This window comes from Streptomyces echinatus (genome assembly GCF_014203595.1).
GTDB classification, from domain to species: domain Bacteria; phylum Actinomycetota; class Actinomycetes; order Streptomycetales; family Streptomycetaceae; genus Streptomyces; species Streptomyces echinatus.
The window spans coordinates 96,886-121,000 of record NZ_JACHJK010000019.1; the positions used below are offsets into that span (position 1 = coordinate 96,886).

Below are 24,115 nucleotides of genomic sequence, written 5' to 3' on the forward strand. Positions count from 1 at the left end.
CTGGCGGACGTTCCGCACGGCCCGCCATGGGTTCAGAAATACCTAAACTCAGTGGATGCTTGAGCTCAAGTTCACCACCGAGGACCTCGCGCTGACCCGCTTGGCGATCTCGCCGCTGTGGGAGGCGATCGCGAGCCTGCGTGTCCTGACGCAGCCGGAGGCTCACCCACTGCACGGCCCGTGGCTCGCGGCCGTACGCCCTCGATTGGCACGAGCGCGCCTGGACCTGCGGCCGGTCACCGAACTCGTCACGCCGAGGGTGGCCGCGTTCGTCGCGCCTGCTCCGGTGATCGCGGCCCCGGACATCCGGCTCGAACTCGCGGCGATGCGTACGCACCCGGTGGAAGAAGTCCAGGCCGACCTCGATGTCCTGGGGCTGCCCCGGTACGCGGAACCCGCCGCAGCGATGGAACGGGTGGCGACCACCATCGAGGCCTACTGGGAGCTGGCGGTGGCACCGTACTGGCCGCGCATCCGCGCGGTACTCGAAGCCGATGTAAGGCACCGGGCACATCTGCTGTCCACCGGCGGCAGCCGCCAGCTCTTCTCCGACTTGGACCCCAACCTCCGCTGGGAGGACGGCAGACTCGGAGTCAGGCTGCGCAGCAACCGCACCGGTACCGTCGAGTTGGACGGGCGGGGCCTGGTCCTCGCGCCGTCCGCCTTCGCCTGGCCCCGAGTGTCACTGCTCACCACACCTCCCTGGCAGCCGCTCCTGCGCTACCCGGCCCGCGGCACCGCCACCATCTGGGAGTCACGCCCCGCCACTCCCCCGCACGCACTCGCCCGAGTGATCGGCAGACCCAAGGCGCGCCTGCTCGCCCTTCTCCACGAACCCGCGACCACCACCCAACTCGCCGCGCTCACGCGGCTCACGGTCGGCGGCGCGTCACAGCACCTCACCGCGCTCCGGGACGCGGGCCTGGTGCGCCCCACCCGGATCGGCCGCAGCATTCTGTATGCCCGGACCGAAACGGCCGAGGCGCTCATGGCCGAGGCATCCCCACACTGACGCGAGAGCGGAACCGGCGGCGACGAGTGCGAGGCCTAACTCCCGCCGTTGCGGGCGAGCGAGTGCTGAGCGACAAAACCAGGTCGACGGTGGTCACTGCGGTACCCGATCATGCACTCATGCCCCTGACAGACACCCTTGCCCGAGTCGATGCAGACCTGACCGCCGGCCGGGTCCCCGTCGCGCGCCAGCGCCTGCGCGGGCTGGTGTCGTCCTTTCCGAACGACCTGATGCTTCGCCGACGCCTGGCCGAGGTGTACCGCCTGTACGGAGAGCCCGCAGAAGCGGGCCGCTGGATGTACCTCGAACGGGACCGGGACACGGCTGAGGCCGCCGCCTTCGAGGCGACATACCGCACAGCTCCGCAGCGCATGCGGGCACTTGCCTGGCGGGGCCCGGAGTCGCTTGCCGGAACAACCTTCGCCAGAGAGTAACTGGCAGCAGTAAGAGTTGCCTGCTCCGATGCCATGGGACGCCCCGTCGACTGGGACACGGGGCCATCTGACGAGGAGGCAGACAGCAGGGAAAGCGCCTTCGCCGGCTTCCTGGCCGGTGCCGGATGCCTGGGTGGCGGTCCTTGTGTTCCTCGCGATCCGGGTAAACGGACTCGTTGCCCTCTTCGACTGACTCAGGTCGCCTGGACCTGCGGGAACGCCCTCGACGTTCGGTGGGACTGCCCAGAACTGCCGTGACCCGGCAAGCGGTCCCGCAAGTCGCCGCCGGTCGGCCCTGCCCGGCAACCGCAACGACTGCAAGGCGTGAAACTGTCCGGTGCGAAGGACGCGGTCGGCGGGACGACCGTGATCGCGGACGGCGGCTACCGGGGCACCGGCCTGCTCATCCCGCACCGCCCTCTGAGGCAGCCAACGCCGTGTGACGGGCCGCGACCGCTCCTCAAGATCCGTGCCGGAGCCTGAAACTCGCCGACGTCGATGCCGCCGAGACGTGCTCGGTCAGTGCCTCGAAGAGCAGGAGGCCCTGATCCACCAGTTCCGTGCGTGAGACGTGCAGAACGCCGTTGAACCAGCTCAGCAGCATCTCGCTGATCGCGCCGACGAGCGCCACCGACATGGTTGCGGTGTCGATCCTGGGGTCGTCAACCCTCTCCCGCAGAAGAGATTCGACGAGGCCGCTCATGCGACGCATGCCCAGTCGCCGTTCGTGTGCCGTGAGAGGACCGGCGCCCAGCGATTCCGCGAGCTTGACGCGCCCCTTCCGCGGATCTTCCATAGGGAGTCCGACGACGACGTCGATCATGTTCCGGGCCCGGTCGCGCAGCGGCTCGCCCGTGCTGATCACCTCTGCACAGCGGGTGATCTGCTCCTCGTAGATGTCCCTGATGAGCGCCGCCATGAGGTCATCGAGGGAGGCGAAGCTCTCCGCGAAGTATCTGTCCTTCAGTCCGGCATGGCGGAGCACCGCGCTGATGGAGGTGTGCGCGTACCCGTGGCTGGAGAAGAGTTCGAGGCCGCTGTCCATGAGGCGCCGGCGTCTCAGTTGCGCGCGCTGCTGGGCCGTAGCTCCGCCGTATGTCCTCGCCATGTGCCACCTCTCCTGAGGTGCCCTTTGGGGCGACGCGCAAGATTCTTCAGACGCATTTCACCTATCTGGTGACACACTACCCCAGATAGGTGTAATGTCGCATTTATTAGGCCTCGGATCATGAAAGAACCCCTTGCGGAGGCCGGTGTCGCCCGGGAAAACCGGAGCGGACGTGTCCGGTCCGCAGGTTCGCCGATGGTTCCAAGGTCCTGCCCCAGCGGGAGATGTCACCATGGATCCCAACCATCTGTTCATCGGCGGGCGCTGGGTCCGCGCGTCCGGCGATCGCGTCATCAACGCCGTGTCGGCGAGCACCGGCGACTACCTAGGGAGCGTGCCGTACGGCGCCGAGAAGGACATCGACCGGGCGGTCGCGGCCGCCCGCGCTGCCTTCGACGCGCCGGACGGCTGGGCCACCTGGGCGCCCGGCCAGCGTGCGGCCGCCATGATCCGCCTCGCGGACGCACTTGATGCCAGGCAGGCGGTCACGTCCCACGCCGTCAGTGCGCAGAACGGCATGCCGATCAGTGTCGCCCGCCTCTTCGAAGGCGCCGTGCCATCGGCTCTTCTTCGCTACTACGCGGGTATGGCCGAAAGCGCGGCAGCGGAGGAGATGCATACCGGGCTGCCCCGCGGCACGACCTTGGTCCGCCGGGAACCCGCGGGCGTCGTGGCCGCCATCATGCCCTGGAACTTCCCTCAGACACTCGCCTTCTTCAAGACGGCCCCCGCCCTGGCGGCCGGTTGCGCGCTCGTCCTCAAACCGGCGCCGGAGACGGTCCTCGACTCGCTACTGCTCGCAGAGGCGGTCGAGGAGGCCGGCATCCCCGACGGTGTGATCAATATCGTCCCGGGCGGGCGGGACACCGGCGCGTACCTGGTCTCCCACCCCGGCGTGGACAAGGTGGCGTTCACCGGATCCACCCGAGCGGGACGTCAAGTGGCCGCCGCATGCGCCGAGTTGCTGAGGCCCGTGACCCTGGAACTGGGAGGCAAGTCCGCCGCCGTCGTCCTCGACGACGCCGACCTCGCCTCGACCGCCGAGCAGTTCTTCATGGCCAGTCTGCTGAACAACGGTCAGACCTGCTTCGCGAGCACCAGGATCCTCGCTCCACGCGGCAGATATCACGAAGTGGTGGAGTTCTGCACCGTCATGGCCAGAGACGCCGTCGTGGGGGACGCACTCGATCCCGCCACCCAGATCGGCCCGCTGGTCAGCCCTCGGCAGCGAGAGCGAGTGCTCGGTTTCATCAAGACCGGTCTCAGCGAGGGTGCCCGGCTCACCACGGGAGGAGGGCGGCCACTCGCCCTCGACCGGGGCTGGTTCGTCGAACCCACCGTGTTCGCCGACGTCGACAACACCTCGACCATCGCGCAGGAGGAGATCTTCGGCCCGGTCCTCACCGTCACGCCCTACGACGGGGAGGACGAGGCCGTGCGCCTGGCCAACGAGTCGCAGTACGGCCTAGGGGGCACCGTCTGGACCACGGACCTCGACCACGGTGCCCGGGTGGCCCGCCGTATCAAGACCGGCACCATCGGGCTCAACGGCTACCTGCCCGAGCTCACCTCCCCCTACGGAGGCAGGAAGTCCAGCGGACTCGGCCGCGAGCTGGGGCCCGAGGGCCTTCAGGCGTACCAGCAACTCCAGTCGATCTACCACCCCTGACGGGGAAGCCCGGCATCCGTCCTCGTGGCTCGGACGAGTCAAGGGACGGCCGCCCGCCGGGCAATGGAGCCGTCATGACCCCCACCGGAACAGAAGCATTCGACTACGTCATCGTCGGCGCCGGCAGCGCCGGCTGCGTGCTCGCCGACCGACTCAGCCGCGACCACCGTGCCCGCGTACTCCTGCTTGAGGCGGGCGGCCCCGACAGCGACGAGCTCATCCACACGCCGGCCGCGCTCGGCATGCTCTTCGGATCCACCGTCGACTGGAGCTACCGGACGGTCGAGCAGCCCGGATCGGGCCGCACCTTCTCCTGGCCCCGAGGCAAGGTACTGGGCGGCTCGTCGTCGACCAACGTCATGATCTACATCCGCGGCAGCCGGCACGACTACGACAGCTGGCGCGACGAGTACGGCGCGAAGGGCTGGGGCTACGACGACGTCCTGCCCTTTTTCGTGAGGTCCGAGTCGAACGACCGCCTCGGTGGGCCCTACCACGGATCGGACGGCCCCCTGCACGTCGAGGACCGCGTCTACAGCCACGAACTGTCCCGGACCTGGCTGGAAGCCGCCATGGCGTCGGGCCTCGACCACAACGATGACTTCGCGGGAGCGTCCCCGTTCGGCACCGGCCTGTACCAGGTGACCTGCCATCACGGGCGCCGCTGGTCCGCGGCCGACGCCTATCTGCGGCCGGCCCTCGAACGGCCCAATCTCACCGTACGCACCGGTGCCACGGCGACGAGGATCATCCTCGACGGATCGCGCGCCGTCGGCATCACCTATCTGTGGGACGGACAACAACGGGCCGTCCACGCCGACACGGAGGTTCTTCTCTGCGGCGGAGCCATCAACTCCCCTCAACTGCTGCTCCTGTCCGGCATAGGCGACCCGGACGAGCTGCATGGCATGGGCGTGGAGGTGCGCGTTCCCCTGCCGGGCGTCGGTCGGAACCTTCAGGACCACCTGATGGCTCCCCTCGTGTGGGAGACCCGGAATTCCACTGACATCGTCCGGGACCTGCTCACCCCCGACAACCTCGTCAGATGGCAGACCCACGGCGACGGCCCCTTCGCCTCCAACTACGGAGAGGTCGGCGCGTTCCTCGACACGACCGACGGGTCCGAGGAGACCCGCCCCGACGTCCAACTGGTGGGCGGAGCCACGGCGCTCATTCTCAGCGGCGAGGAGATGCCGGACCGGGCCGTGTTCACGATGAACGCCGTAGCCCTGCACCCGCGGACGCGCGGCACCGTCCGTCTGGCGTCAGCCGATCCGCAGGCCCCACCGCTGATCGATCCGCGCTACTTCGATGCGCCCGAGGACATCTCGGTGCTGATCGCCGGACTCAGGGCGAGCATGGACATCGCCGACCAGTCGCCGTTCGCCGCATGCGTGACGCGGCCCTATCTGCCGGCCACCGACGACCTGGACGCCCTGGACGACGCGGCTCTCGAAGAGCACGTCCGTAGATGGAGCGCAACCGCCTATCACCCGGTGGGCACCTGCGCCATGGGCACGGGGGAGGACTCCGTCGTCAATCCGGACCTGCAGGTCCACGGTGTCGAGCGGCTCCGTGTCGTCGATGCCTCGGTGATGCCGACGATCACCAGCGGGAACACCAACGCACCCACCATCATGATCGCAGAAATGGCGGCCGAACGGATCGGCGCGCACCTGGGCTGAAGCCCAAGCGGCCGCGGCCCACCCTGCCCGGCACCCCCATGGCCCTGCCTGTCCTCAGCCGCCTCGAAGCGATCATTGCCTCGCTGCCCAGCGCCCAGTTCCGAAACGAGCCGTCTCACATGCGTCGCTGCAACGTTCGATGCACGCTGGTGGTGGAGAGGACTCTTGCGTGGGCAACCTGCGTGCCGCGACGACCCGGCCGTCGGGCATGGCCCGAAATCAGGTGGAGATCGAGTGCCGGCCTACGGGTGGTGAGTTCCCCTCTCCGCGAGTCGCGCATGGACCTGGAGCGAGCCAGTACATGGTCCGAGGCAGAGCCTCCCGCGCAGGGTCGTCCTTCGCTGATGGGCAGGCGGCAGCGGGAAGGAAGCACGATGGAGATCAAGAGATCGACTGCCCCGGTGACGGGAGCCGATCGCGACATCGGCTACGCATGCGCCCGCGCACTCGTCGCGCGAGGAGCAGCGAGGGTCTACGCCGGTGTCCGGGATCCGGCGAGGGTGGGCGACGAGAACCTGGTTCCGCTGCGTGTGGACGTCAGCGTGCCGGAGGAGGTCGCCGCGCCAGATGCCGCTGCTGGGGATCAGCTGCCCCGGGGCGTGGGCCGTGTCCCGGGCCCTATCGCGGTTCTGGCGCGAAATATCGGCAAGGCCGCAGAGCAGGAGGTTTCATCATGGCTGTTGAGCCACCTGCGGGGGTCGACTCCCGCGATCAGGCCCTGCACGGGCAGACCCTAGTTGTCATCGGCGGGAGCGCGGGTATCGGGCTCGCGACCGCACGGCTCGCCCGGCACCAGGGCGCCCGCGTGATCCTCACCGGACGCGACCCTGAACGGCTGCGGACCGCGGCCCAGGAGGCCGATGCACTCAGCACCGCGGCCTTCGACGCCTATGACCCGGTGCAGCTGGAGCGGTTCTTCCAGCAGCTGCCAGGGCCGATCGATCACGTGCTGGTAACTGCGGGTGGTCCCTCCTACGGCCGCCTTTTGGACATGGACGCCGAGCAGGCGCGCCGGGCGTTGAGCGACCACATGGTGCTCGCGCTCGAGGCCGCGCGCCACTGCGCCGATGCCGTGCGGGCGGGCGGCACGTTGCTGCTGATGGGCGGCACGGGAGCCCGCCGGATCCGGGCTGCTCTCGGTGTCGCCCCTGCGGTCACTGCCGCGATGCCCGCGTTCACGGCCAGTCTCGCGCTCGAGCTCGCACCGGTCCGGGTGAACCTGCTCGCCGCCGGCTTCGTGGACACGCCGTTGTCGGCCCGGCTGCTCGGCGCTGGACTCGACGCCCGCCGCGAGGAGCTGCGAGCCACACTGCCGATCGGGCGCGTGGTCGTGCCCGAGGACGTGGCGGCGCTCGCTGTACACATCATGGCCAACACCGCACTGACAGGTGCGACCTATGACGTCGACGGAGGCCAGCAGTTCGTCGGCTGAGCCGCACGCCGATGGCGGTCATTTGCCGGGCGCCGCGGTCGCGAGGACGGGCAGCGTCAGCGGGCGCGTGTTGCGCTGCTGGTCCTGGGCGCTCCCCGATGGGCGCATGTCAGTGGCAAGCAGTGACAGGCGGCCCGCTAGGCACCATGGCTACGAAGAGTGACAGCGCACCACGAGCAGATCCCCACGTTCGCCGAACCTCATGCTCAGCCGTGTTCCGCGCTCCGCAATCGGACCGATCCGCCGTCGACGCGCGGACCGCCGACTGTGTGGTGAGACTGGAAGTGACAGGAGGAGGCAGGTATGAGCCAGACGGCGCTTTGCGTCCGCTTCACGCTGCGTGACGGTGCTGGCGAAGCGTTCGACGAGTTGGTCCGAGAGGCTGCCGCGGCGGTCCTCGAACACGAGCCGGGCACCCTGGTGTACGCCTGCAGCGAGGTCGAGGGAGCGCCTCACCAGCGCCTCTTCTTCGAGCTGTACGCCGACCGCGCCGCGTTCGACGAACACGGACGTCAGCCCCACGTCCGTCACTTCCTCAGCCAAAGCGAGAAGTACGCGGAGAGAATGGAGATCGACCATCTCCAGCCGTACGCCGGCAAGTACCCCTCCCAGTCCGCATAGTACGCCTCGTGGTCGGCACGACTTGGCCACCATCACGGTGATCCCCCGCACCACTCCCTGACCGAGGACCTGGCCACAGACGACCGCATCCCCCGGACGCCTTCAGGCAGTAAGGCACTGTCCCGCAACTGCTGGTCGCAGTGGACCGGTATCGCCCGCCGGCGTCAGTCGGGTCCGTCATCATCGGGATCCCCTCGGCCTGTGCCGGCCACCGCCGGAACACTTTGAAGCCGGTGTAGGACCAGACGGCCACAAACCCCTACCGTCGCAGGTCTACAGCTGTCTCATCCGACAGCCCACGAGCAGGAAGAACGCGTCATGACCCAGAAGATCCTTCAGCGAGCCGCCGGATACGAAGAACGGTTCAACACGCTCTTCGAGGAGTACTTCGACACCGTGAGCGCCGGACTCGACGCGCCGTCGTTCAGCCGGTTCACCCCGGAGTGCCTGCGGCTGCTGCGGGAGTTGTCCTTGCGGGGCGGCAAGCGCATGCGGGTCGTCGTACTGCATGAGGCGGCACGTCTGGTCACGGACGAGCGAGTCGAGGCACTCGACGCCGCCGCGCTGAGCATCGAGCTGCTGCAGACCCACGGACTGGTGCACGACGACCTCATCGATGACAGTCCCGTCCGTCGCGGCGGGCCGTCCACCTACTACGCCTACCGCGAGCGGTTTCCCCGCCACTCGCAGACCGCCCTCGGTCTGACCGTGCTCGCGGGCGACCTCGCCCTCGCCCTGGCGCTCCAAGTGCTCCTAGAGGCGAAAGTACCCGTCGCCATGCGCCAGGCTATGGTCGAGGTGCAGACCCGGGCGGCGGCCGACACCTTCGTGGGCCAGATCATCGACATGGAACGCGACTTCGCTGCCGCACCGGACGAGGAGATCCTCCACTGCGTCGCCGACTACAAGTCGGCCCGCTACTCGATCCTCGCGCCCCTGCAGCTCGGCCTCCTGGCCGCGGGCGAGCAGCCGGCACTCGTGGCGAGAGAGCTGCGTGAGTACGCGCGGCTGGTGGGGATCTGCGGGCAGATGCGCGACGACTACCTGGACTTGTTCGGGGATGCGGTGGTCATGGGCAAGCAGACCGGCACTGACCTCCGCGACGGCAAGCACAGCTACACCGTCCGTGCTCTGCTGGCGGCGGCCGACGACACCGAACGTCGCGTGGTGCAATCCGCGCTCGGTGACCCGGCCTGCACGCCGGAGACCATTGCCGCCGTCCGGGAGATCGGGGAGCGCCGCGGCGTGCCGGGCAGCATGCAGGCTGACATGCACCGCTTTGCGCAGCAGGCGTCCGCTGTGGCTGCCGGCTGGCGGTCACGGTGGCGGGAGGAAGCGGTCACTTTCTTCGAGCAGCTTCCGCTGTGGAGCGTTGAACGAGCCATGTGAGCAGCACGCGCAGGACGGGCGGGACAGGCGTGGCAGGAGGGGTAGGCCAGGGTGGACTGGTCCGCACCGGCCACTCCCATCCGGCCGCCACCGGGCATCGGCCGCGCCACCCGTGTGCGTCGTGGCCGCTGACCCGCTGACCCTCATTCGCCGACGGGAGGCGTCCAGCCGACGTGACTGTTCAGCCGACTGGGCCGCTCGATCAATGGCGCCGTCGGGCGACGGGACAGGGCGGCACCGGTGGGTGCGTCCGGCGAATGTAGGGGGCTCGCTCCCCCAGTGGATCCCCCAGCGGGAGGACCGTTCATCCACGGCCGGCGGGAGAGTCTGGGGCCTCCAGGGCGTGAACCGGGATGTTCATGTCCATGTTCATACCTTTTGGAAGGGGCATGAGATGAAGCTTGGAAACCGTTCGGTTTTGGTGGCTCTGGCCGCCGTGTCCGTAGTGGGTGTATCCGCTGGACTCGCGTCAGCGGACAGTGCGACCCCGTCGGCCACCCGCAGCGACAAGAACTTCGTGGAGTTCCTGGGCAACGTCAACGTCAGTGAGATCGCGGCGGGAGGCAATGCCCAGAAAAACGCCACCACCGAGTGCGTCCAGCAGGCCGGCCGCGTTCTGCACGACAACCATACGCAGCTCGAAAAGAAGCTGGAGCCGGTCGCGGCGTCCTTGGGGGTTCACCTTCCGAGCGGCCCCACCAAAGCCGACCAGGCGATGTTCGCCCCCGTATCGGACAAGGCACACACACCGGCCTACGACACGGCCTGGCTGAACATGATGTTCAAGGGCCACAAGGCGGTACTGGCCAAGATCGACCAGGAGATAGCGAGTGCTCAGAACAGCCAGGTCAAGGCCTACGCCGAAATGGCCCGTCCCGTCATCCAGGCTCACCTGAACATGGTGAACGGCGGCCAGTGTCACACCCCGCCGCCCGCCCGTTGACCCGGTCAGGATGACCCCTGTAGGCGCCGGTCCCTCCCCCTGGACGGTCGGCGCCTCTTTCCGCGCCTACACGTTCGGCAGGATCAGTGCCGTACACCCTCGTCGCGATTGCCGTCGCCCTCGCCATCACCACGCCGAGATCACACCGATAGGTACGGTCCGGAACAACCGGACGGACGTCCAGCACACGGACAACCGGGGTGCCGTCCGCAGCACCATCACCATCGACGAGCGGTTCGGCGAGGCCTGTCTCCAGGGTCTGGAGGGGTTCTCCCTGCCATCGAGTCCGTCCACGGCCGCGAACTGACGGTGGTGGGCCTCGACGCGGTCTCCGGCACGCCGGTCAGCGGTCTTTGTCGCCGTGCCTTAGGGCTGGAAGTACTCCCGCATCAGGCGGCTGACCCCATTCCGGCTGCTTGATGTCCACGGGGCGGAACTCCTCCATGGCCGGCTTCAGCTGACGGCGGGAGCTGTTCGCGCACCCACGCGGGGTCGGGGTTGGTGTGCGGCCGGCCCGCCACGACGACGGTCGGCACGGTCTCATCGCCACCATTGGCTTCCCTCACCGCCGCCGCTCCAGCCGGGTCACGCCAGACGTCGACCCAATGCAACTGGCGGGCGCCGCGGCCCAGTCGGATGCGCAGTCGCAGGCAGTACTTGCAGCCCGGCCGCCAGTAGACGACCGGCCGGCCGTCGGCCGCGCTGCGGCGTTGCGCCTCCGACGCGCCGATAGATCGCCAACACGAACGCCACCAGGAGTGCCGCGGCCTCGCCGGGGCTCCCTCTGAAGGCCAGCGCGGCCGCTACGGCTGAGCCGCAGAGCACGAACAGCATCGGCAAGATCCAAGCGCGCATCACGATCACGCAGACTATCGGCGAGTTGGCAGCAAGTGGTCCGCGCCCGCACAGCCAGGGCCCGTGGGGCGTCGGACCATGCGCCGCGGAATGCGGGACACATCGTTCCCAGCAGCTGGAACGCCGAGTTCAATCTTGAAGCGGGGCGAGCTCAGCCGACGGCGGCCGCGTTCAGGGACTGCATCAGCCCCGCGGGGGCTGATGCAGGAACACGAGAGGGGTCAGGAGGAGAGGGGTCAGGAGGACTGCGACGTGGAGGCGTGCGCACGGCGGTAGGCGGCGACGTCTCCCACCGAGATCAGGTGCAGCCCTTCACGCTCGGCCAGTTCTCGCAGGTCGCCGAGGCGGGCCATGGCCCTGTCGGGCCGCACGACCTCGCACATCGTGGTGACTCCGGACAGTCCCGCGAGCAGGGAGAGGTCCACGGCTGCCTCGGTGTGCCCGTCACGTTCCAGTACCCCGCCACGCGCGGCTCGGACGGGGTAAACGTGGCCCGGACGCGCGAAGTCCGCAGCCTGTGCGGCCGGGTCGGCGAGCGCCTGAAGGGTGCGGGCGCGCTCGTCGGCGGGAATGCCGGTGGTGCCGCCTGCGATGAGGTCCACGGACACGGTGAAGGCCGTGCCGTGCAGCCCGGAGTTGTCGTCGACCATCTGCGGCAGGTCGAGGTCTGTGCAGCGCTGGTACGCCAGCGCCGCACAGACCACCCCCGAGGTGTGGTCCAGCATGTACGTCATCGCGGCCGTGTCGGTGTGTTCGGCGGCCACCATGAGGTCGCCCTCGTTCTCTCGGGATTCGTCGTCGAAGACGATGACGAAGGCCCCGCGACTGAAGGCCTCGATGGCCTGCCTGACGAGATTCAGACGGCCGGTCGTGGTGTGAACTGCGGTTGCCATGTGCTCTCCTGCGGTCGGGACCGCCCTGACGGATATGTCCGGGCGATGCACTGAACTGCGAGAGAACGCGGCCACACGGCAGGCACGCGTCTGCGCACGGGCACACGACGGCCTGCCATGATGGACGGCGTGCCATGCGGGGGGAAAGCTGGCGGATGACGGCTCGCCCCCGTGCACGGACACCGTTCCGGGGATAGCGAGCACCAGGCCCCGCGGCCGGCGCGAGAGGCCCGACCGGGGAACCATGTGTCGCCGCGCACTGCCTTCCATCCGGACTTTCACCGTCGGTCCTGGAGTTCCACCAGGTCAACCAGCCGATGGCTTCGACTGGGTCGCGGACTTTCACCGCCGGCTCGGAATTACACCGACCCCGGAGCGCGCGAACACTCAGCGCCGATCATGACACAGCGGTCTCGCCCTGTGGCGTGCTCCGCATCACTCGCTATGGCACAACGCGCCGACCGCCTACGCCGCTGGACGGTCAAGACCCGCCGCGGATCCGGCCTTCGTGACGCGGCCCTGGACGGTACGAAGGATCGCCGATCAGTCTGTTGAGCTGCTCGAAACGGCATCGGGCGTCCCGCCACCGGGGATTGGTGCCTTGCGGAGGCCGTTCTCGACACGCGCCTGGTCCGGGAGCGCGCCTCGCTCGGCGTCTCCCGGCTCGCCCTGTAGCAAGTTCAGGACGCCCTGAGCGCCGACGACGTCGGCGCTCGCGGCCTCGCCACGATCCACCTAACCGGCCCCAGGCTCTCTCGCTCGACGTCCTGCGCGGCGTCGTCAGTGACGACTTCCCTGTGTTCAGCGTGATGAGCGCGCGCGTAAGCGATGCCTCTGATGCAGGAGTTCCCCTGGCTGCGTCCCACCATGTAAGCCCTTCAAGGCGAGGACATGGCTCTGCTGCCCTCCTTGGAGGATCCTTTGACTGACCCTTCGGGGCTGGCTCCTGATCACTTGGAGGCTTCGTGTTAGAGGAAGCGATGACGACCTTGGCTCTGACAGGCGCGACAACTGTGGGGGCGGCGATGGCCACTGACGCCTGGGGGACCTCTCGCACCGCCGTGGCCGGTTTGTTCCGCCGTGAAGGCCAGGACCGGCAGACAGCCATCGAAGCGCAGTTGGACAGTGACGCCGACCTGGTGGCCCAGGACGACGATGCCGAGGGCGCTCGCCGGGACCTCGTCCCGATCTGGCATCGGCGGCTGGCCACGCTACTGCGGCAGTACCCCGGCGCTGCGGACGACCTGCGGGTTCTGATCGCCGAGATGCAAGCCGCGCTGCCCCCGGCTCAGCAGCAGGGCGTGCAGACCAACATCGCCCGGGACAACGGTCAGGTATTCGCCTCCCAGGGTGGCAACGTCTTGGTGGACACCCGTCCGGATTCTGGCCGACTGCGACCTCCCCCATCTGCTGCTGGTTCTGACGAGGGCTCCGGGCAGGCCGGGTGAGTGCGGCAATGGCCGAAGGGGACGAACCGCCCGGTTCTCGTCAGGTGGTGCGGGCGGAGGGGGGCTTCGCCTACGGGGTGATCGGGGCGGACATCCATGTCTTCGGCGACGGCACGCCGGTGTATCTGCTGGAGAACTGGCGCCTCCCGGCGGAGACGGACCCGCAGTGGCTGCGGCAGTTGCCCAGCCGGATGCTCAACGCCCGCCATGCGGTGGTGCCCTTCACCGGCCGCGAGGCAGAGCTCGCCGCCTTGCACCGGTGGCGTGCGGAGGGGCCGCGGCTGGGCGTCCGCTGGCTGTACGGTGCCGGCGGACAGGGCAAGACCCGTCTGGCCGCCCACTTCGCCGCCCAGACGGCCACCGAGGGCTGGAAGGTCGTCACCGCTACGCACGGCCCAGGCACCATCCTTCCGCCACCTGGCAGCCAGGATCTCCGCCTGGACGGCGCCAGTGGTCTGCTGCTGATCGTCGACTACGCCGACCGGTGGCCTCTGACTCACCTGACCTGGCTGCTCAGCAACGCCCTGCTCCACCAGACCGCCGTACGTACGCGCATCCTGCTGCTGGCGCGGACCGCGGAGCCCTGGCCAGCGGTCCGCGCCGCGCTGGCAAACCACCAGGCGGACACGTCCACGCAATTACTGGAGCCACTACCCGCGCAGGAGGCCGGGCCCCGCGCTCGGATGTTTGCCGTGGCCCGCGGCAGCTTCGCCGCCCGCTACGGGTTGACCACGCCGGACGGGATCGGCCCGCCCGCCTCACTGGAGCATCCGGACTTCGGGCTCACTCTGGCCGTGCACATCGCCGCCTTGGTCGCCGTCGACGCCCACGTCACCGGCCGGCGTCCCCCGCGTGACATGGCCGGCCTGACCATCTACCTCTTGGACCGCGAGCACCTGCACTGGGCCTCCTTGTACGGCGACGCGGCCCACGGCCTCAACCCTGCCGAGCGGACGTATGCAACTCCGCCACACGTGATGAACCAGACGGTGTTCACCGCCGCCCTGGCCGGCGCCCTGGAGTCCTCCGTAGGCACCACCGTCGTGGAGACGCTGCAACTGCGACCTTCCCCCGGGCGGATTCTGGCCGACCACGCGGTCTGCTATCCCCCGGCCGACCCCGCCCGAGAGACCGTCCTGGAGCCGCTGTACCCCGACCGCCTCGCCGAGGACTTCCTCGCCCTCACCCTGCCCGGTCACGAGGCCGACTACCCCGCCCAACCCTGGGCAGCGCCCACCACTGCCGCTTTGCTCACGCACGACAACGGCCACACGCCGCCCACTTGGGTTCCTCGCACTGTCACGTTCCTCATCAGTGCCGCACAGCGCTGGCCCCACCTCGGCCCTTGCCACCTCTACCCCCTGCTCCACACCGACCCGCAGCTCGCCCTCACGGCCGGCAGCACCGCCCTCACCGCCCTGGCCGGCCTCGACGACATCGATCCCGCCCTGCTTGAAGCCATCGCCGCCCACTTCCCCGACCACCGCCACGCCGACCTCGACCCCGGAATCGCCGCCGTCACCGCCCGCCTCGCCCCATACCGCCTTGCCCACACCGACGACCTGGCCGAACGCGCCCGCATCCAGCAGAGCCTCGGAGTTCGTCTGTCCTGGGGCGGCCGACCAGCCGAGGCTGTGACCGCAACCGAGGGCGCCATCACGGCGTGGCGGCAGCTCGCCCGGGTCAGCCCCCCGGACCACGGGCCTGCCCTCGCCACCTCGCTGATCAACCTCAGCAGCGAACTGGCGCTGGCGGGGCGTAGGTCCGAGGCTTTGACCACCGCCGAGGAAGCCGAAACGGTGTGGCGGCGGCTGAGCGAGACCCACTCCGCCGCTTTCTGGGACAACGCCGCCTTCGCACCCGGGCTCGCCAACGCCCGGTCCAACCTGAGCAACCGCCTGTCCGAAGTGGGTCGTCGAACCGAGGCGTTGGTCGCGCAGGAGCAGGCAGTGGCTCTCTACCGGCCGCTGGCCGAGGGTAACCCGGCAACCTATGAGACCGAGAAACTTGCCGCGGCGCTGTCCAACCTCGGGGCCCGCCTGTGGGAGGTGGGGCGGCGGGAGGACGCTCTGCGGGCCACCGAGGAGGCGGTGGACGCCTACCGGCGGCTGGCCGCGAGCAACTCCGCCGCACACGAACCCGACCTTGCCCAGGCGCTGTCCAATCTCGGCGTCGACCTGTGGGAGGTGGGCCGATGGGAGGATGCTCTGCGGGCCACTGAGGAGGCGGTGGGCGTCTACCGGCGGCTGGCCGAGGGCAACCCCACCGCGCACGAACCCAGCCTTGCCGCCGCACTGACCAACCTCGGCGTCTACGTGTGGGAGGTGGGTCGGCGGGAGGATGCTGTGAGCATCTCTGAGGACGCGGTGGTTCTGAGCCGACGGCTGGCCGAGCGTAACCCAGCGGCGCACGAACCCAACCTTGCCGCTGCGCTGACCAATCTCGGCATGCACCTGATCGAAGTGGGTCAGGACCAGAAAGCGCTGTCCGCGGCCGAAAGCGCAGTGGCTGTCTATCGGCGGCTGGTCGCCGCTAACCCCGCCGCACACGAACCCAACCTTGCCGCCGCACTGACCAACCTCGGCATCTGGCTGCTGGCGACTGGGCGGCAGGAGGAGGCACTGTCCCCCACGGCCGACGCGGTAGCGATCTACGAGCGACTGGCCAAGGCCAGCCGTGCGGCCTTCGAGCCCAACCTGGCCAGAGCACTGTGGGCGTTCGCACAGGCTCGGGTCGACGGACAGGGAGAACACGACCTGCCTCTGGCCCTGGCAGCGTCAACAAGAGCCATGGAAATCTACGCCGAGCTGGCTGCTGAACAGCCCGCGAGATTCGTCGGAAAACTGTACGGCACGTCGAAGACGCTGGTGGACGTGCTCGACCGACTCGGCTTTTCCGCCGAAGCCGAGATGATCCGCCGCCAGTTCACCCCCGAACCGTCAGACGGATGATGAAAAGCCATGAGCGAGGGCGATCAGACGTTGGGGACCTGCAGCTCGTCCCAACTGGATCTGCCGGGGATGCCGTTGGCATGGTCACCTTTCAGGCCGAGCTTCCGCTGCCAGGCGGCGTAGGACTTCACATCTCCTGGGCCCCATACGTCGCTGCTCGCGCTCGACTCGTACCGGTTGCAGCCTTCGGCGACGAGCCGATCATGCATTGCGGCGATGATCCGCGATTTCCGTCCGGTGTGGAAGAACGACGCCCCGGGGAACGGCTCGGTATCCGCTCTGGGGACGGGGTGCGAGCCCTTGAAGTGGTCGTACGCCTCCTGAGCCGCCGCGAGGACCTTGTCGTAGATCTTGTCCATGTGCGGGCCGGCGCAGGCGGTCGAGGACCAGTGATGGTGGTAGAAGAGGTTGCTCCTGCTGGGGCGTTCACCGATCACCTTGGCGAAGTGCCAGCCAGCGAGACGTGCGGCGTTCTTCCAGGTCGCCTCGGCCACCGTCCACCCCGGCTCGAGCGTTGCGTTCGCCATTTCGATGCTGATCGTTCTCTGGTTGCCGGCCATGTTGCCGACGGCCCAGGCGTACTCGTTCACCTTGACGTACTGAGCGACGGCACCGGTGGCGTCCACGTCGAAGTGGGCCGAAGCCGGACGCTTCTTCCAGACGTCGAGCACACCCCGGTGCGAAAGTCGGCCGCCATTGTGGTGGAGAGTGACCGACGTCTTCTTGTACGACTTGTGGGTGACGTGGCCCGTCGCACTCAGCTCGTCGATGAGGTTCAACACGGCACGGTCGTAGGCGATGGTGGCGGTCACTTGAGGTCCTCCGCGTCGTTCTCGACGCCGTCCTCGGCGAAGGCGACGAAGTCGCTTTCAGGAAGGTCGTCCAGGTTGTCGGTGCCGGGTCCATCGCCGGTGTCTGTCTTCTCGAGAGCCACCCTCACGTCGTCGTCATCGAAGTTCTTGTGGCGCATGACGCCGTCCTCTCACAGCCGTCCACATCAAGATCAAATTCGTTTTCACGAACGATGAGTCTGGTTTCGAATCTGATGCCACCGAGTCGAGTCGTGGAACTACTGGTCGATGCAGCAGCCGAATCCGAAGGACGATCTCTGCGACTCGTCCCAAACTGGTCTTGGCGGCAACGCCGCTGACAAGGACCGGGAATTAGTCGGGATTCTCGACCCGGGAGGAGGTACTGCCGAAGTGTGATCACTGCGCCTGCGGGACTAATTCCCACTGCGAGCTTCTCCTATTGGCGCGTATACGTATAGGAGGTCATGGATTTCTCTTAGCCGCGCCTCCGTGATGCGAGACGGCTTTCCGAGATGCGAGAGATCACTCATTGCCACTATATGACACTGTCAGGGATCGGGCAAACAGAGTGCTAACGAGCTCGTGCGCGATAGGCGGTGAGATGTCGGGGACTTCCCGGATACGTCGCGAGGAATGCGCCCTGCGCTGTCCGCGCAGCTAGCGGGCTTGGCCGGGCTGCGCTGCCCGTGCGCGATGCGAACCCGTGGGGACGAGCCGCCGCCACTCTGGAGATCTGCACCTACACCCCTGCTCTCACGCAAGCATTGATCCTTGATCAGGAATCAGGCGACCATGACTCGAGACCGCAGCGAGGACCGAACTGTGGGACGCGGCGCTGAGTGCCCCTGGATGCGCCAGATGTTCGGCCGGGCCGGCTTCGCACTGCTCCGCAGGCGAGTCCTGTTGGCTCGCTGATCGATGTCAGATGCGCGCGATAGCTTGCCGGCATGGGTGTTTATCTGGTGAATGTCGGCGCGGAGGAATGGTTCGGTGACGGGGAGGACGGATGGGGTGAGGTTGCTTCGGCGCTCAATGCGGAACTCGGGCGGCGGGGCCTGCCGCCCTACGAGGACCTCCCACCAGAGACGGACTTCGAACCTGGCTCAGGGCAAGCCTTCGAGGAGAAGCTGGCACCCTCTATGGCCGGGTTCCTCGCCTTGTGTCAGACGCACCTGTCACGAGAGGAAACGGAGATCCTCTGCGGCTGGACGGTGATCGTGCCCTTCTCTCTCGATGAGGAGATCTGGTTGCCCATCGACTCCGCCGACCACGATTCCATGGTGGCCGGCGCTCCTCAGGTACTACCGCTCGCCGAGAAGCTGGCGGCAACCATCGATCTGCCGGCCGAAACCCCGGCAACATGCGACAACCTCGACCTGAGCACATGGTTCAGGCACCAGGCAAAAGAACTGGCCATTACTCGAACAGGACCGTGGAGCAGGGACCTGGACACAGCCTTCTACGTCGCACTGTTCCTGCGCGCTGCCCAGCACTCGATCCGACGTGGCTGCCCCATCGTCTACACCTGAGCCCCACCTTCGGTCCCACTGGTCTCCCAGCGCAGATCACCCACCGTGCACGCCTCACGGAAAGCGAGCCAGAACCCGACAAGGGACAGCAGATGTCCATCACTTCGGGGGATGCCCGAGAGCGGCAGCGTTCGCGGTGTTCATGAGCCGCGGCAGCACCGGTTACCGGCGCTCAGTGGCGGTACGCGGCTGTCGCGATCTCGACGAAGGATCGGATCAAGGGGTTGGCGTCACCTTCGTTCCACACCACCACCACTCGGCTCGGTGCCATGTCGAGCAGCGGCACCACGGCCAACTCCGCGGGCAGGTCGTGCCCGAGCGGGGCCAGGCCGACCGTGCCGTTCCACAGCACGGCCTGCAGGCATTCCTGGACGGCGCGCACCACGGGGCCTTCACGCGGTCTGCCGCCGTTCCAGTACGACTGCCAGCTGGGGTCGGTTCCCTGCGGGAACTGGAACCAGCGGCGGGCGCTCAGCTCTGCCAGCCGCAGCCGGTCGCGGCGGGCCAGCGGGTCATCGGCGCGCAGAACCACACCGACCGGATCGGTCCGCAGCGCACGCACCGTCAGGGCCGTCTCGTCGAACGGCGCTCGGGTCAAGGCGACGTCCACCAGTCCGGCCCGCAGCCCGCACGTCGGGTCGGTCAGATCGGTGTCGCGGATGCGGACGTCGATGCCGGGGTGGCGTCGACGGTAGGCGGCGGCCAGCCTGGTCACTCCCGGGTCGGTGCCGTCGCCCAGGATGCCGACGGTGAGGGTCGTGGCGCCGGCCGCAGCGCTCACGCGTACATGGACGCGGTCGGCATGGTCGAGCAGTGCCCGGGCCTCTTCGAGCAACACCGTGCCCACCGGTGTGAGCGCGACGCCGGCAGGCGAGCGGGTGAACAGCAGGGCCCCGACATCGGCCTCCAGCTGCTTGATCGCCCGGCTCAGCGGCGGCTGGCTCATGTGCAGCCGGGTGGCGGCCCGGCCGAAGTGAAGTTCCTCGGCGACCGCCACGAAGTAACGCAAGGATCGTAGCTCCACGCTGCAACGATACCCACCAGGTATCGGCACCGCGGGATAGGTCTTGGACACTGACGAGACCCGGGCGGTGCACTCGTGAGCATGACCGATGAAACCGAGACCAGCGAACCGCAGGCCGACCCCGCCGTATCGGTGGTGGGTCGCGGCGACGGCGAGACGATCGTTCTGGGCACCACGCGCATGCGCGTTCTGGAGGACGGCAGCCACACCGAGCACCGCCTCGCGATCGCGGAGTCAGTCCTCGCCCCGCACACCCAGGGACCGCCCCAGCACCGCCACGCCCGCCACGACGAGGGCTTCTACATCATCTCCGGCACGGTCCGGTTCACCGTCGGTGACGAGGACTACGACGCGACCAGCGGCACGCTGGTGATGGTCCCGCCCGGTACCCCGCACACCTTCGCCAACCTGACCGACCAGCCCGCCGTCATGCTCAGCACCTTCACCCCGGACCTGTATGTGCAGTACTTCCGAGACCTCGCGGACGTGCTCGCCGACGGCCGGCGACTGACGCCTCAGGTCAACATCGACACCATGAACCGCTACGCGACCGAGCCCGCCTGAAGCCGCCGGGCCGCACGGCCCGGCGGCTTCCCTTCCGACCGGCCGGGCCGCGGCGCTGTTCGCTTTACGCGGTCCGGGCCCCTCGGACTGGGCCTTGTTCAGAGCTCTTCTGGCACTCGACGCAATCGACGGGGCCCCGGCACGCCGGTGGCCCATGAACGGGAACCATGAACATCGCCTATTGGATCGTCGCGGGACTCCTCGCCCTCTTCTACCTGTACGCGGGCGTGATGAAGGTGATCCGCAGCCGCGATCAACTCCGACCCATGATGGCCTGGGTCGACCGCATGCCGTTGCCCGTCGTCAGGGCGCTGGGGACGGTTGAAATACTCGGCGCGACCGGGCTGATCCTGCCGCCACTGACCGGCATCGTTCCCTCGCTGGCGCCGGCCGCGGCCATCGGCTTCGTCTTCCTGCAGATCGGTGCGGTCGCCGTCCACCTGACCGGCGACGACCGCCGGATCACACTCAACCTCGGACTCCTTGCCACCGCGTCCGTGACCATCTGGCTGGCCACCGGGCGGTGATCGAGCACGGTTCACGATCGGTGGATGTGCCGGCTGCCGACCACCCCACGGTCGGCCGCTGTCCTCTCTCAGGCTCTGGCTCAGACTCTGTGGTTTGGCCACGTTGACTGGAAGCATTGTCAGAGCGATCCGCAGGATGGGCTTGAGTCTCCCGTAGGGGGAGACGTCAAGGTGGGGGCATGGACAGCGACAGGCTCTCCTCGATCGGCGGTCGGTGGAGTGCTGGTTCTTCGAGCCGGGTCAGGAGTGACGGCTTCCGGCTGGGGAGCCGGTCCTCGCTCACAGGTCCCTGAAGCTCCCGCGGAGGCGGGCTGGTGTCAGCTGGATCGGCTCGGTCGGCCTTGCCCAGGGGCGTCAGAGGTCGGTGCCGAGCGGGCGAGCCAGGCGGAGCTGAGAGTGGGAGGCGATGACGAGCCAGGTGTCAGCGGTCGTAGCGCATGTGCGCGCCCGCGGACTGCCGGCTCTGCCTGGTGACAGCTCCCGCCCGGCACAGTCGAAGCCGTCCCGCACGACGGCCATCGGAACGCAGTCCTTCCATGCCTTCCATGGACGCCTGTACGGGCCCGTGAGGGCCGAGCACCAGGCCGCCCTCAGCCAGCCGGACTCACACACAGCCATGACGACAGGCGTCGGGTATTTGATCACCGGCGCGCCCTGGAAGCAGCAGTGAGCGGCGGGGCGTCGATCGGATCCTGACCGGGGGCGCATGCCAGTGAGTGCAGCGCTCCTGCTCTTGTCCCCGGTGCGCTCTCCATCCGAGTGAACCGTGAGGCCGTCGGCGTGTCGACGTGGAAGGGCTTTAGTGCCGGAGGCAAATGCCTCTGAAGCGAAGCTTGGCCGAACGCCGTCCGAGACCGGTGCGGTCGGCCAGTCGATGCCCGGCCCGGGCCAGGAGGATGCTGCTGTGGCTGTACCTGTGAAGATCGATCACCGTTCCACCGACTACAGCCTCAAGCGCGCCTACTGGCTCGCGCTGGCCTCGGATCTGGCGTACAAGGACGAGGCCACGATCGAGGCGCAGTCCAGGCAGTGGGGGTTCGACAGTGTCCGGCACCATCAGACCCGGTTCACCCCGCCGTTCCCGCTGCAGGACACACAGGCCTACACCATGGCCAGCGACGACATGATCGTCACCGCGTTCCGCGGCACCGAGCCGCAGCAGATCAAGGACTGGCTCTCCGACGCCACGACTCCGCCCCGGACCGGCCCGGCCGACACCGGCTACGTCCACGACGGCTTCGGCGAGGCCCTCGAGTCGATCTGGCCCGACGTGAAGAACACCCACGCCGAGCTCCGCACCAACGGACAGACCGTATGGCTCACCGGGCACAGCCTGGGCGGGGCGCTCGCCATGCTCGCAGGCGCCCGCATGTATCTGGAGGACCCGCGCCTGGCCGCGGACGGCGTCTACACCTACGGCCAGCCCCGCACCTGCGACACCATCCTGGCGAAGGCCTACAACAAGGGCCTCAAGGGCCGGATGTACCGGTTCGTCAACAACAACGACATCGTTCCCCAGATGCCGCCCGCGCCGCCCTACTCCCACGTCGACGCCCTGCGCTACATCGACTCCCACGGCAAGGTCCGCGAAGCGATGCCGCTGATCGGCGGCCTCACCGACCATGCCGCCGGCCTGCTCGCCGACCCCCTGGCACCCGCCAGCGACGGCGTCCGCGACCACTTCATGCACAGCTACCTGACCGCACTGGAGAAGAACCTCTCCTGACCCCAGCACAGCGACGCCGTCCATACACCTGTCGCGGCCTGGAAGAATCCGCCCATGGGCAGCACGGTCGCCCAGGCCTCGGACGTTCTGACGCACGGCTGCTGCTCTTCGGCGCGTGCGGTGGGTACTGGGAGTGGGCGCGTGGCAGGTGAACGGCCAGGCGAGGCAGTTGGCCGTCGTCACTGCTGCCTGATCGGCGCAAAAGCCGCACCGACGCGAAATGGTGATGCCGCTGCAGGTGGCGGCCTGGCGTGTGGCGTGCGCGCGGAGACAGGTGCCCGATCGCCAGAACGTGGCGTCGGTGCGCTTCTCGCCGTCGTGTGGGCGCCACCAGAGGCATGGCGGACCAGATCGGCGTGCTCGGTCTGGTCCTCAACTCCCTCGTTCTTTTCCGCACCCGCTGGATGGAAAGCCGTCGTGGACCGGCTCCGTAGCGATAGCTTCGACGTCCGTGACGAGGTCGTCGCGGACGGCTCTCTCCATACGTCCGCCATCGCACCGACATGTCCGGCCGCTGTTCCTTCAGCTTCCGAGTTGCCCGGTCGTCTGCGGGCCCGTGCTCCCGGCTCTACCGACGAGGCGTGGCAGATTCACGCCTCGGGTTCGTGACGGCGGGTGTCGTGGGGGACGGCGGCGACGGCGCCGGCGACCGGCGACGTGGTCAGCAGGCCGAGACCGATTCCCAGGGCGATGAGGGTGGGCAGCAGCGTGGGAGAGGGCGAGGGCGAGGTGACGGTGGTGAGAAAGGCCATGCCGGCCGCCCCCAGGAGGAGGCCGGCGCTCGCGGGCAGACGGGGACCGAAACGCTCACCCCGGCCTCGCCGAGGTGGGTGAGATCGGAGTGACGTTGACCGACACTCCACGAGATCGCACACGACAGCAAGCGCGCCGCTCCTTAATCGCTGGGATGAGCGAAGTGGCTTCGCCATACTGGTGCGATGTGCTTCCGTGGGGGGACACCCAACCGGCATTACGTGTGCTTGCCCTGCCGCTCTTCGTTCAAGAAGCGTGGCACGTGGGCAAGCGGATGCCCGCGCTGCGGTGGAGAGTTGATCGACGCGGGTCAGGACCTCGCTGTGCCGAAGCGGCGCGACTCCGCTGGGTGGCGGACGCTGACCGTCCTACTGAACGCGGGTGTCACGTTCCACTCCGGCTGCTGTGATGGGCCCGGCTGGCGGCCTCGGACACCGCGCGAGGTACGCGAGCGGCTGGCCGCTGCGGCCGGCACCGGCGTGCCGCTGAGCGTGGCGCTGACGACTGTCGACACCGACGAACTCCGTTCCAGGCACACGGCACGCTGAGCCGTCGGCATGGCCCGTCCCGTACTCGGCGACACGCTCCAGAACGACGCCCTCGTTCGACTCCCCCACCTCAAGGTCGGAAAGACAACGGCTACTTAGTCGGGTAGCCGGGTCACGTCGCCGTGACCCGGCCCCCTCAGAACCGGACGTGCCAGTCATCCCGGCATCCGGCTCAAGCAAGCCCCACGGGCT

At 68.3% G+C, this 24,115-nt stretch carries 19 protein-coding genes, 3 pseudogenes and 1 riboswitch; of the genes and pseudogenes, 15 read left to right on the forward strand and 7 right to left on the reverse strand.

Features of this window, described 5'->3' with window-relative positions; all coding sequences use genetic code 11:
* The first annotated feature begins 55 nt into the window (after positions 1-55).
* From FHS34_RS36730 to FHS34_RS36740, 3 genes and pseudogenes are all read left to right on the forward strand, one after another.
* Entirely contained in the window at positions 56-1,012 is a 957-nt protein-coding gene (locus FHS34_RS36730) for an ArsR/SmtB family transcription factor (RefSeq protein WP_184973784.1), read from the forward strand.
* 119 nt (positions 1,013-1,131) lie between these two features.
* A pseudogene (locus tag FHS34_RS36735) lies at positions 1,132-1,639 on the forward strand (DUF6584 family protein).
* A 102-nt stretch (positions 1,640-1,741) separates the two neighbouring features.
* Positions 1,742-1,872 (forward strand): annotated as a pseudogene (locus tag FHS34_RS36740) (IS5/IS1182 family transposase); the annotation flags it as partial.
* 34 nt (positions 1,873-1,906) lie between these two features.
* On the opposite strand, the gene FHS34_RS36745 reads toward FHS34_RS36740, so the two are convergent.
* Positions 1,907-2,491 carry a TetR/AcrR family transcriptional regulator gene (locus tag FHS34_RS36745; protein ID WP_184973786.1) on the reverse strand — a complete coding sequence of 195 codons (585 nt, stop codon included), beginning with the start codon at positions 2,489-2,491 and terminating at the stop codon, positions 1,907-1,909.
* A gap of 295 nt (positions 2,492-2,786) precedes the next feature.
* Here FHS34_RS36745 and FHS34_RS36750 point away from each other — a divergent pair, with 295 nt between their 5' ends.
* From FHS34_RS36750 to FHS34_RS36775, 6 genes are all read left to right on the forward strand, one after another.
* Positions 2,787-4,223, forward strand: coding sequence for an aldehyde dehydrogenase (locus FHS34_RS36750; RefSeq protein ID WP_184973788.1), 1,437 nt, complete (start codon positions 2,787-2,789; stop codon positions 4,221-4,223).
* Positions 4,224-4,297: 74 nt separating this feature from the next.
* Positions 4,298-5,908, forward strand: coding sequence for a GMC family oxidoreductase (locus tag FHS34_RS36755; protein WP_184973790.1), 1,611 nt, complete (start codon positions 4,298-4,300; stop codon positions 5,906-5,908).
* Between the two features lie 673 nt (positions 5,909-6,581).
* A complete protein-coding gene (locus tag FHS34_RS36760; RefSeq protein ID WP_184973792.1) occupies positions 6,582-7,340 on the forward strand; it encodes an SDR family oxidoreductase in 759 nt (252 codons plus the stop codon).
* Between the two features lie 303 nt (positions 7,341-7,643).
* Positions 7,644-7,961 carry a putative quinol monooxygenase gene (locus tag FHS34_RS36765; RefSeq protein ID WP_184973794.1) on the forward strand — a complete coding sequence of 106 codons (318 nt, stop codon included), beginning with the start codon at positions 7,644-7,646 and terminating at the stop codon, positions 7,959-7,961.
* A gap of 318 nt (positions 7,962-8,279) precedes the next feature.
* The gene (locus FHS34_RS36770; RefSeq protein WP_184973796.1) at positions 8,280-9,350 is read left to right on the forward strand and encodes a polyprenyl synthetase family protein; all 1,071 of its coding nucleotides are present in this window, start codon (positions 8,280-8,282) and stop codon (positions 9,348-9,350) included.
* Between the two features lie 394 nt (positions 9,351-9,744).
* Positions 9,745-10,293, forward strand: coding sequence for a DUF4142 domain-containing protein (locus tag FHS34_RS36775; protein WP_184973798.1), 549 nt, complete (start codon positions 9,745-9,747; stop codon positions 10,291-10,293).
* A gap of 389 nt (positions 10,294-10,682) precedes the next feature.
* Here FHS34_RS36775 and FHS34_RS36780 read toward each other — a convergent pair.
* Together FHS34_RS36780 and ribB are read right to left on the reverse strand one after the other, a co-directional pair.
* Positions 10,683-11,151: pseudogene (locus FHS34_RS36780) on the reverse strand (glutaredoxin domain-containing protein).
* A 233-nt stretch (positions 11,152-11,384) separates the two neighbouring features.
* A complete protein-coding gene (gene ribB, locus FHS34_RS36785) occupies positions 11,385-12,041 on the reverse strand; it encodes a 3,4-dihydroxy-2-butanone-4-phosphate synthase (protein ID WP_184973800.1) in 657 nt (218 codons plus the stop codon).
* 252 nt (positions 12,042-12,293) lie between these two features.
* Positions 12,294-12,424: riboswitch (FMN riboswitch) on the reverse strand.
* 642 nt (positions 12,425-13,066) lie between these two features.
* On the opposite strand from ribB, the gene FHS34_RS36790 reads away from it, so the two are divergent.
* Together FHS34_RS36790 and FHS34_RS36795 are read left to right on the forward strand one after the other, a co-directional pair.
* Entirely contained in the window at positions 13,067-13,489 is a 423-nt protein-coding gene (locus FHS34_RS36790; protein ID WP_184973802.1) for a hypothetical protein, read from the forward strand.
* Between the two features lie 8 nt (positions 13,490-13,497).
* Positions 13,498-16,440, forward strand: a complete 2,943-nt coding sequence (locus FHS34_RS36795) for a tetratricopeptide repeat protein (RefSeq protein ID WP_184973804.1) — start codon at positions 13,498-13,500, stop codon at positions 16,438-16,440.
* 23 nt (positions 16,441-16,463) lie between these two features.
* Here FHS34_RS36795 and FHS34_RS36800 read toward each other — a convergent pair whose 3' ends face one another.
* Together FHS34_RS36800 and FHS34_RS36805 are read right to left on the reverse strand one after the other, a co-directional pair.
* Complete coding sequence (locus FHS34_RS36800; protein WP_184973806.1) at positions 16,464-17,252, reverse strand: peptidoglycan-binding protein; 789 nt, start codon at positions 17,250-17,252, stop codon at positions 16,464-16,466.
* Positions 17,249-17,410, reverse strand: a complete 162-nt coding sequence (locus FHS34_RS36805) for a hypothetical protein (protein ID WP_184973808.1) — start codon at positions 17,408-17,410, stop codon at positions 17,249-17,251. Before FHS34_RS36805 ends, FHS34_RS36800 begins: the two co-directional genes overlap by 4 nt.
* A gap of 789 nt (positions 17,411-18,199) precedes the next feature.
* Between FHS34_RS36805 and FHS34_RS36810 the strand changes: the two genes are divergently transcribed.
* On the forward strand, positions 18,200-18,781 hold the full coding sequence (locus FHS34_RS36810; protein WP_184973810.1) for a hypothetical protein: 582 nt from the start codon (positions 18,200-18,202) through the stop codon (positions 18,779-18,781).
* A 172-nt stretch (positions 18,782-18,953) separates the two neighbouring features.
* Here the strand turns inward: FHS34_RS36810 and FHS34_RS36815 are convergent, their stop codons facing one another.
* Positions 18,954-19,805, reverse strand: coding sequence for a LysR family transcriptional regulator (locus FHS34_RS36815; protein ID WP_225817798.1), 852 nt, complete (start codon positions 19,803-19,805; stop codon positions 18,954-18,956).
* Between the two features lie 81 nt (positions 19,806-19,886).
* Between FHS34_RS36815 and FHS34_RS36820 the strand changes: the two genes are divergently transcribed.
* The 3 genes from FHS34_RS36820 to FHS34_RS36830 all read left to right on the forward strand — a co-directional run bounded on the left by FHS34_RS36820 (position 19,887) and on the right by FHS34_RS36830 (position 22,622).
* Positions 19,887-20,369 (forward strand): cupin domain-containing protein, encoded by a 483-nt coding sequence (locus FHS34_RS36820; protein ID WP_184973812.1) that lies wholly within the window; start codon positions 19,887-19,889, stop codon positions 20,367-20,369.
* Positions 20,370-20,536: 167 nt separating this feature from the next.
* A complete protein-coding gene (locus FHS34_RS36825) occupies positions 20,537-20,896 on the forward strand; it encodes a DoxX family protein (protein WP_184973815.1) in 360 nt (119 codons plus the stop codon).
* An 874-nt stretch (positions 20,897-21,770) separates the two neighbouring features.
* The gene (locus FHS34_RS36830) at positions 21,771-22,622 is read left to right on the forward strand and encodes a lipase family protein (protein ID WP_184973817.1); all 852 of its coding nucleotides are present in this window, start codon (positions 21,771-21,773) and stop codon (positions 22,620-22,622) included.
* A gap of 590 nt (positions 22,623-23,212) precedes the next feature.
* Here the strand turns inward: FHS34_RS36830 and FHS34_RS36835 are convergent.
* Complete coding sequence (locus FHS34_RS36835; protein ID WP_184973820.1) at positions 23,213-23,374, reverse strand: hypothetical protein; 162 nt, start codon at positions 23,372-23,374, stop codon at positions 23,213-23,215.
* Positions 23,375-24,115: the final 741 nt, after the last annotated feature.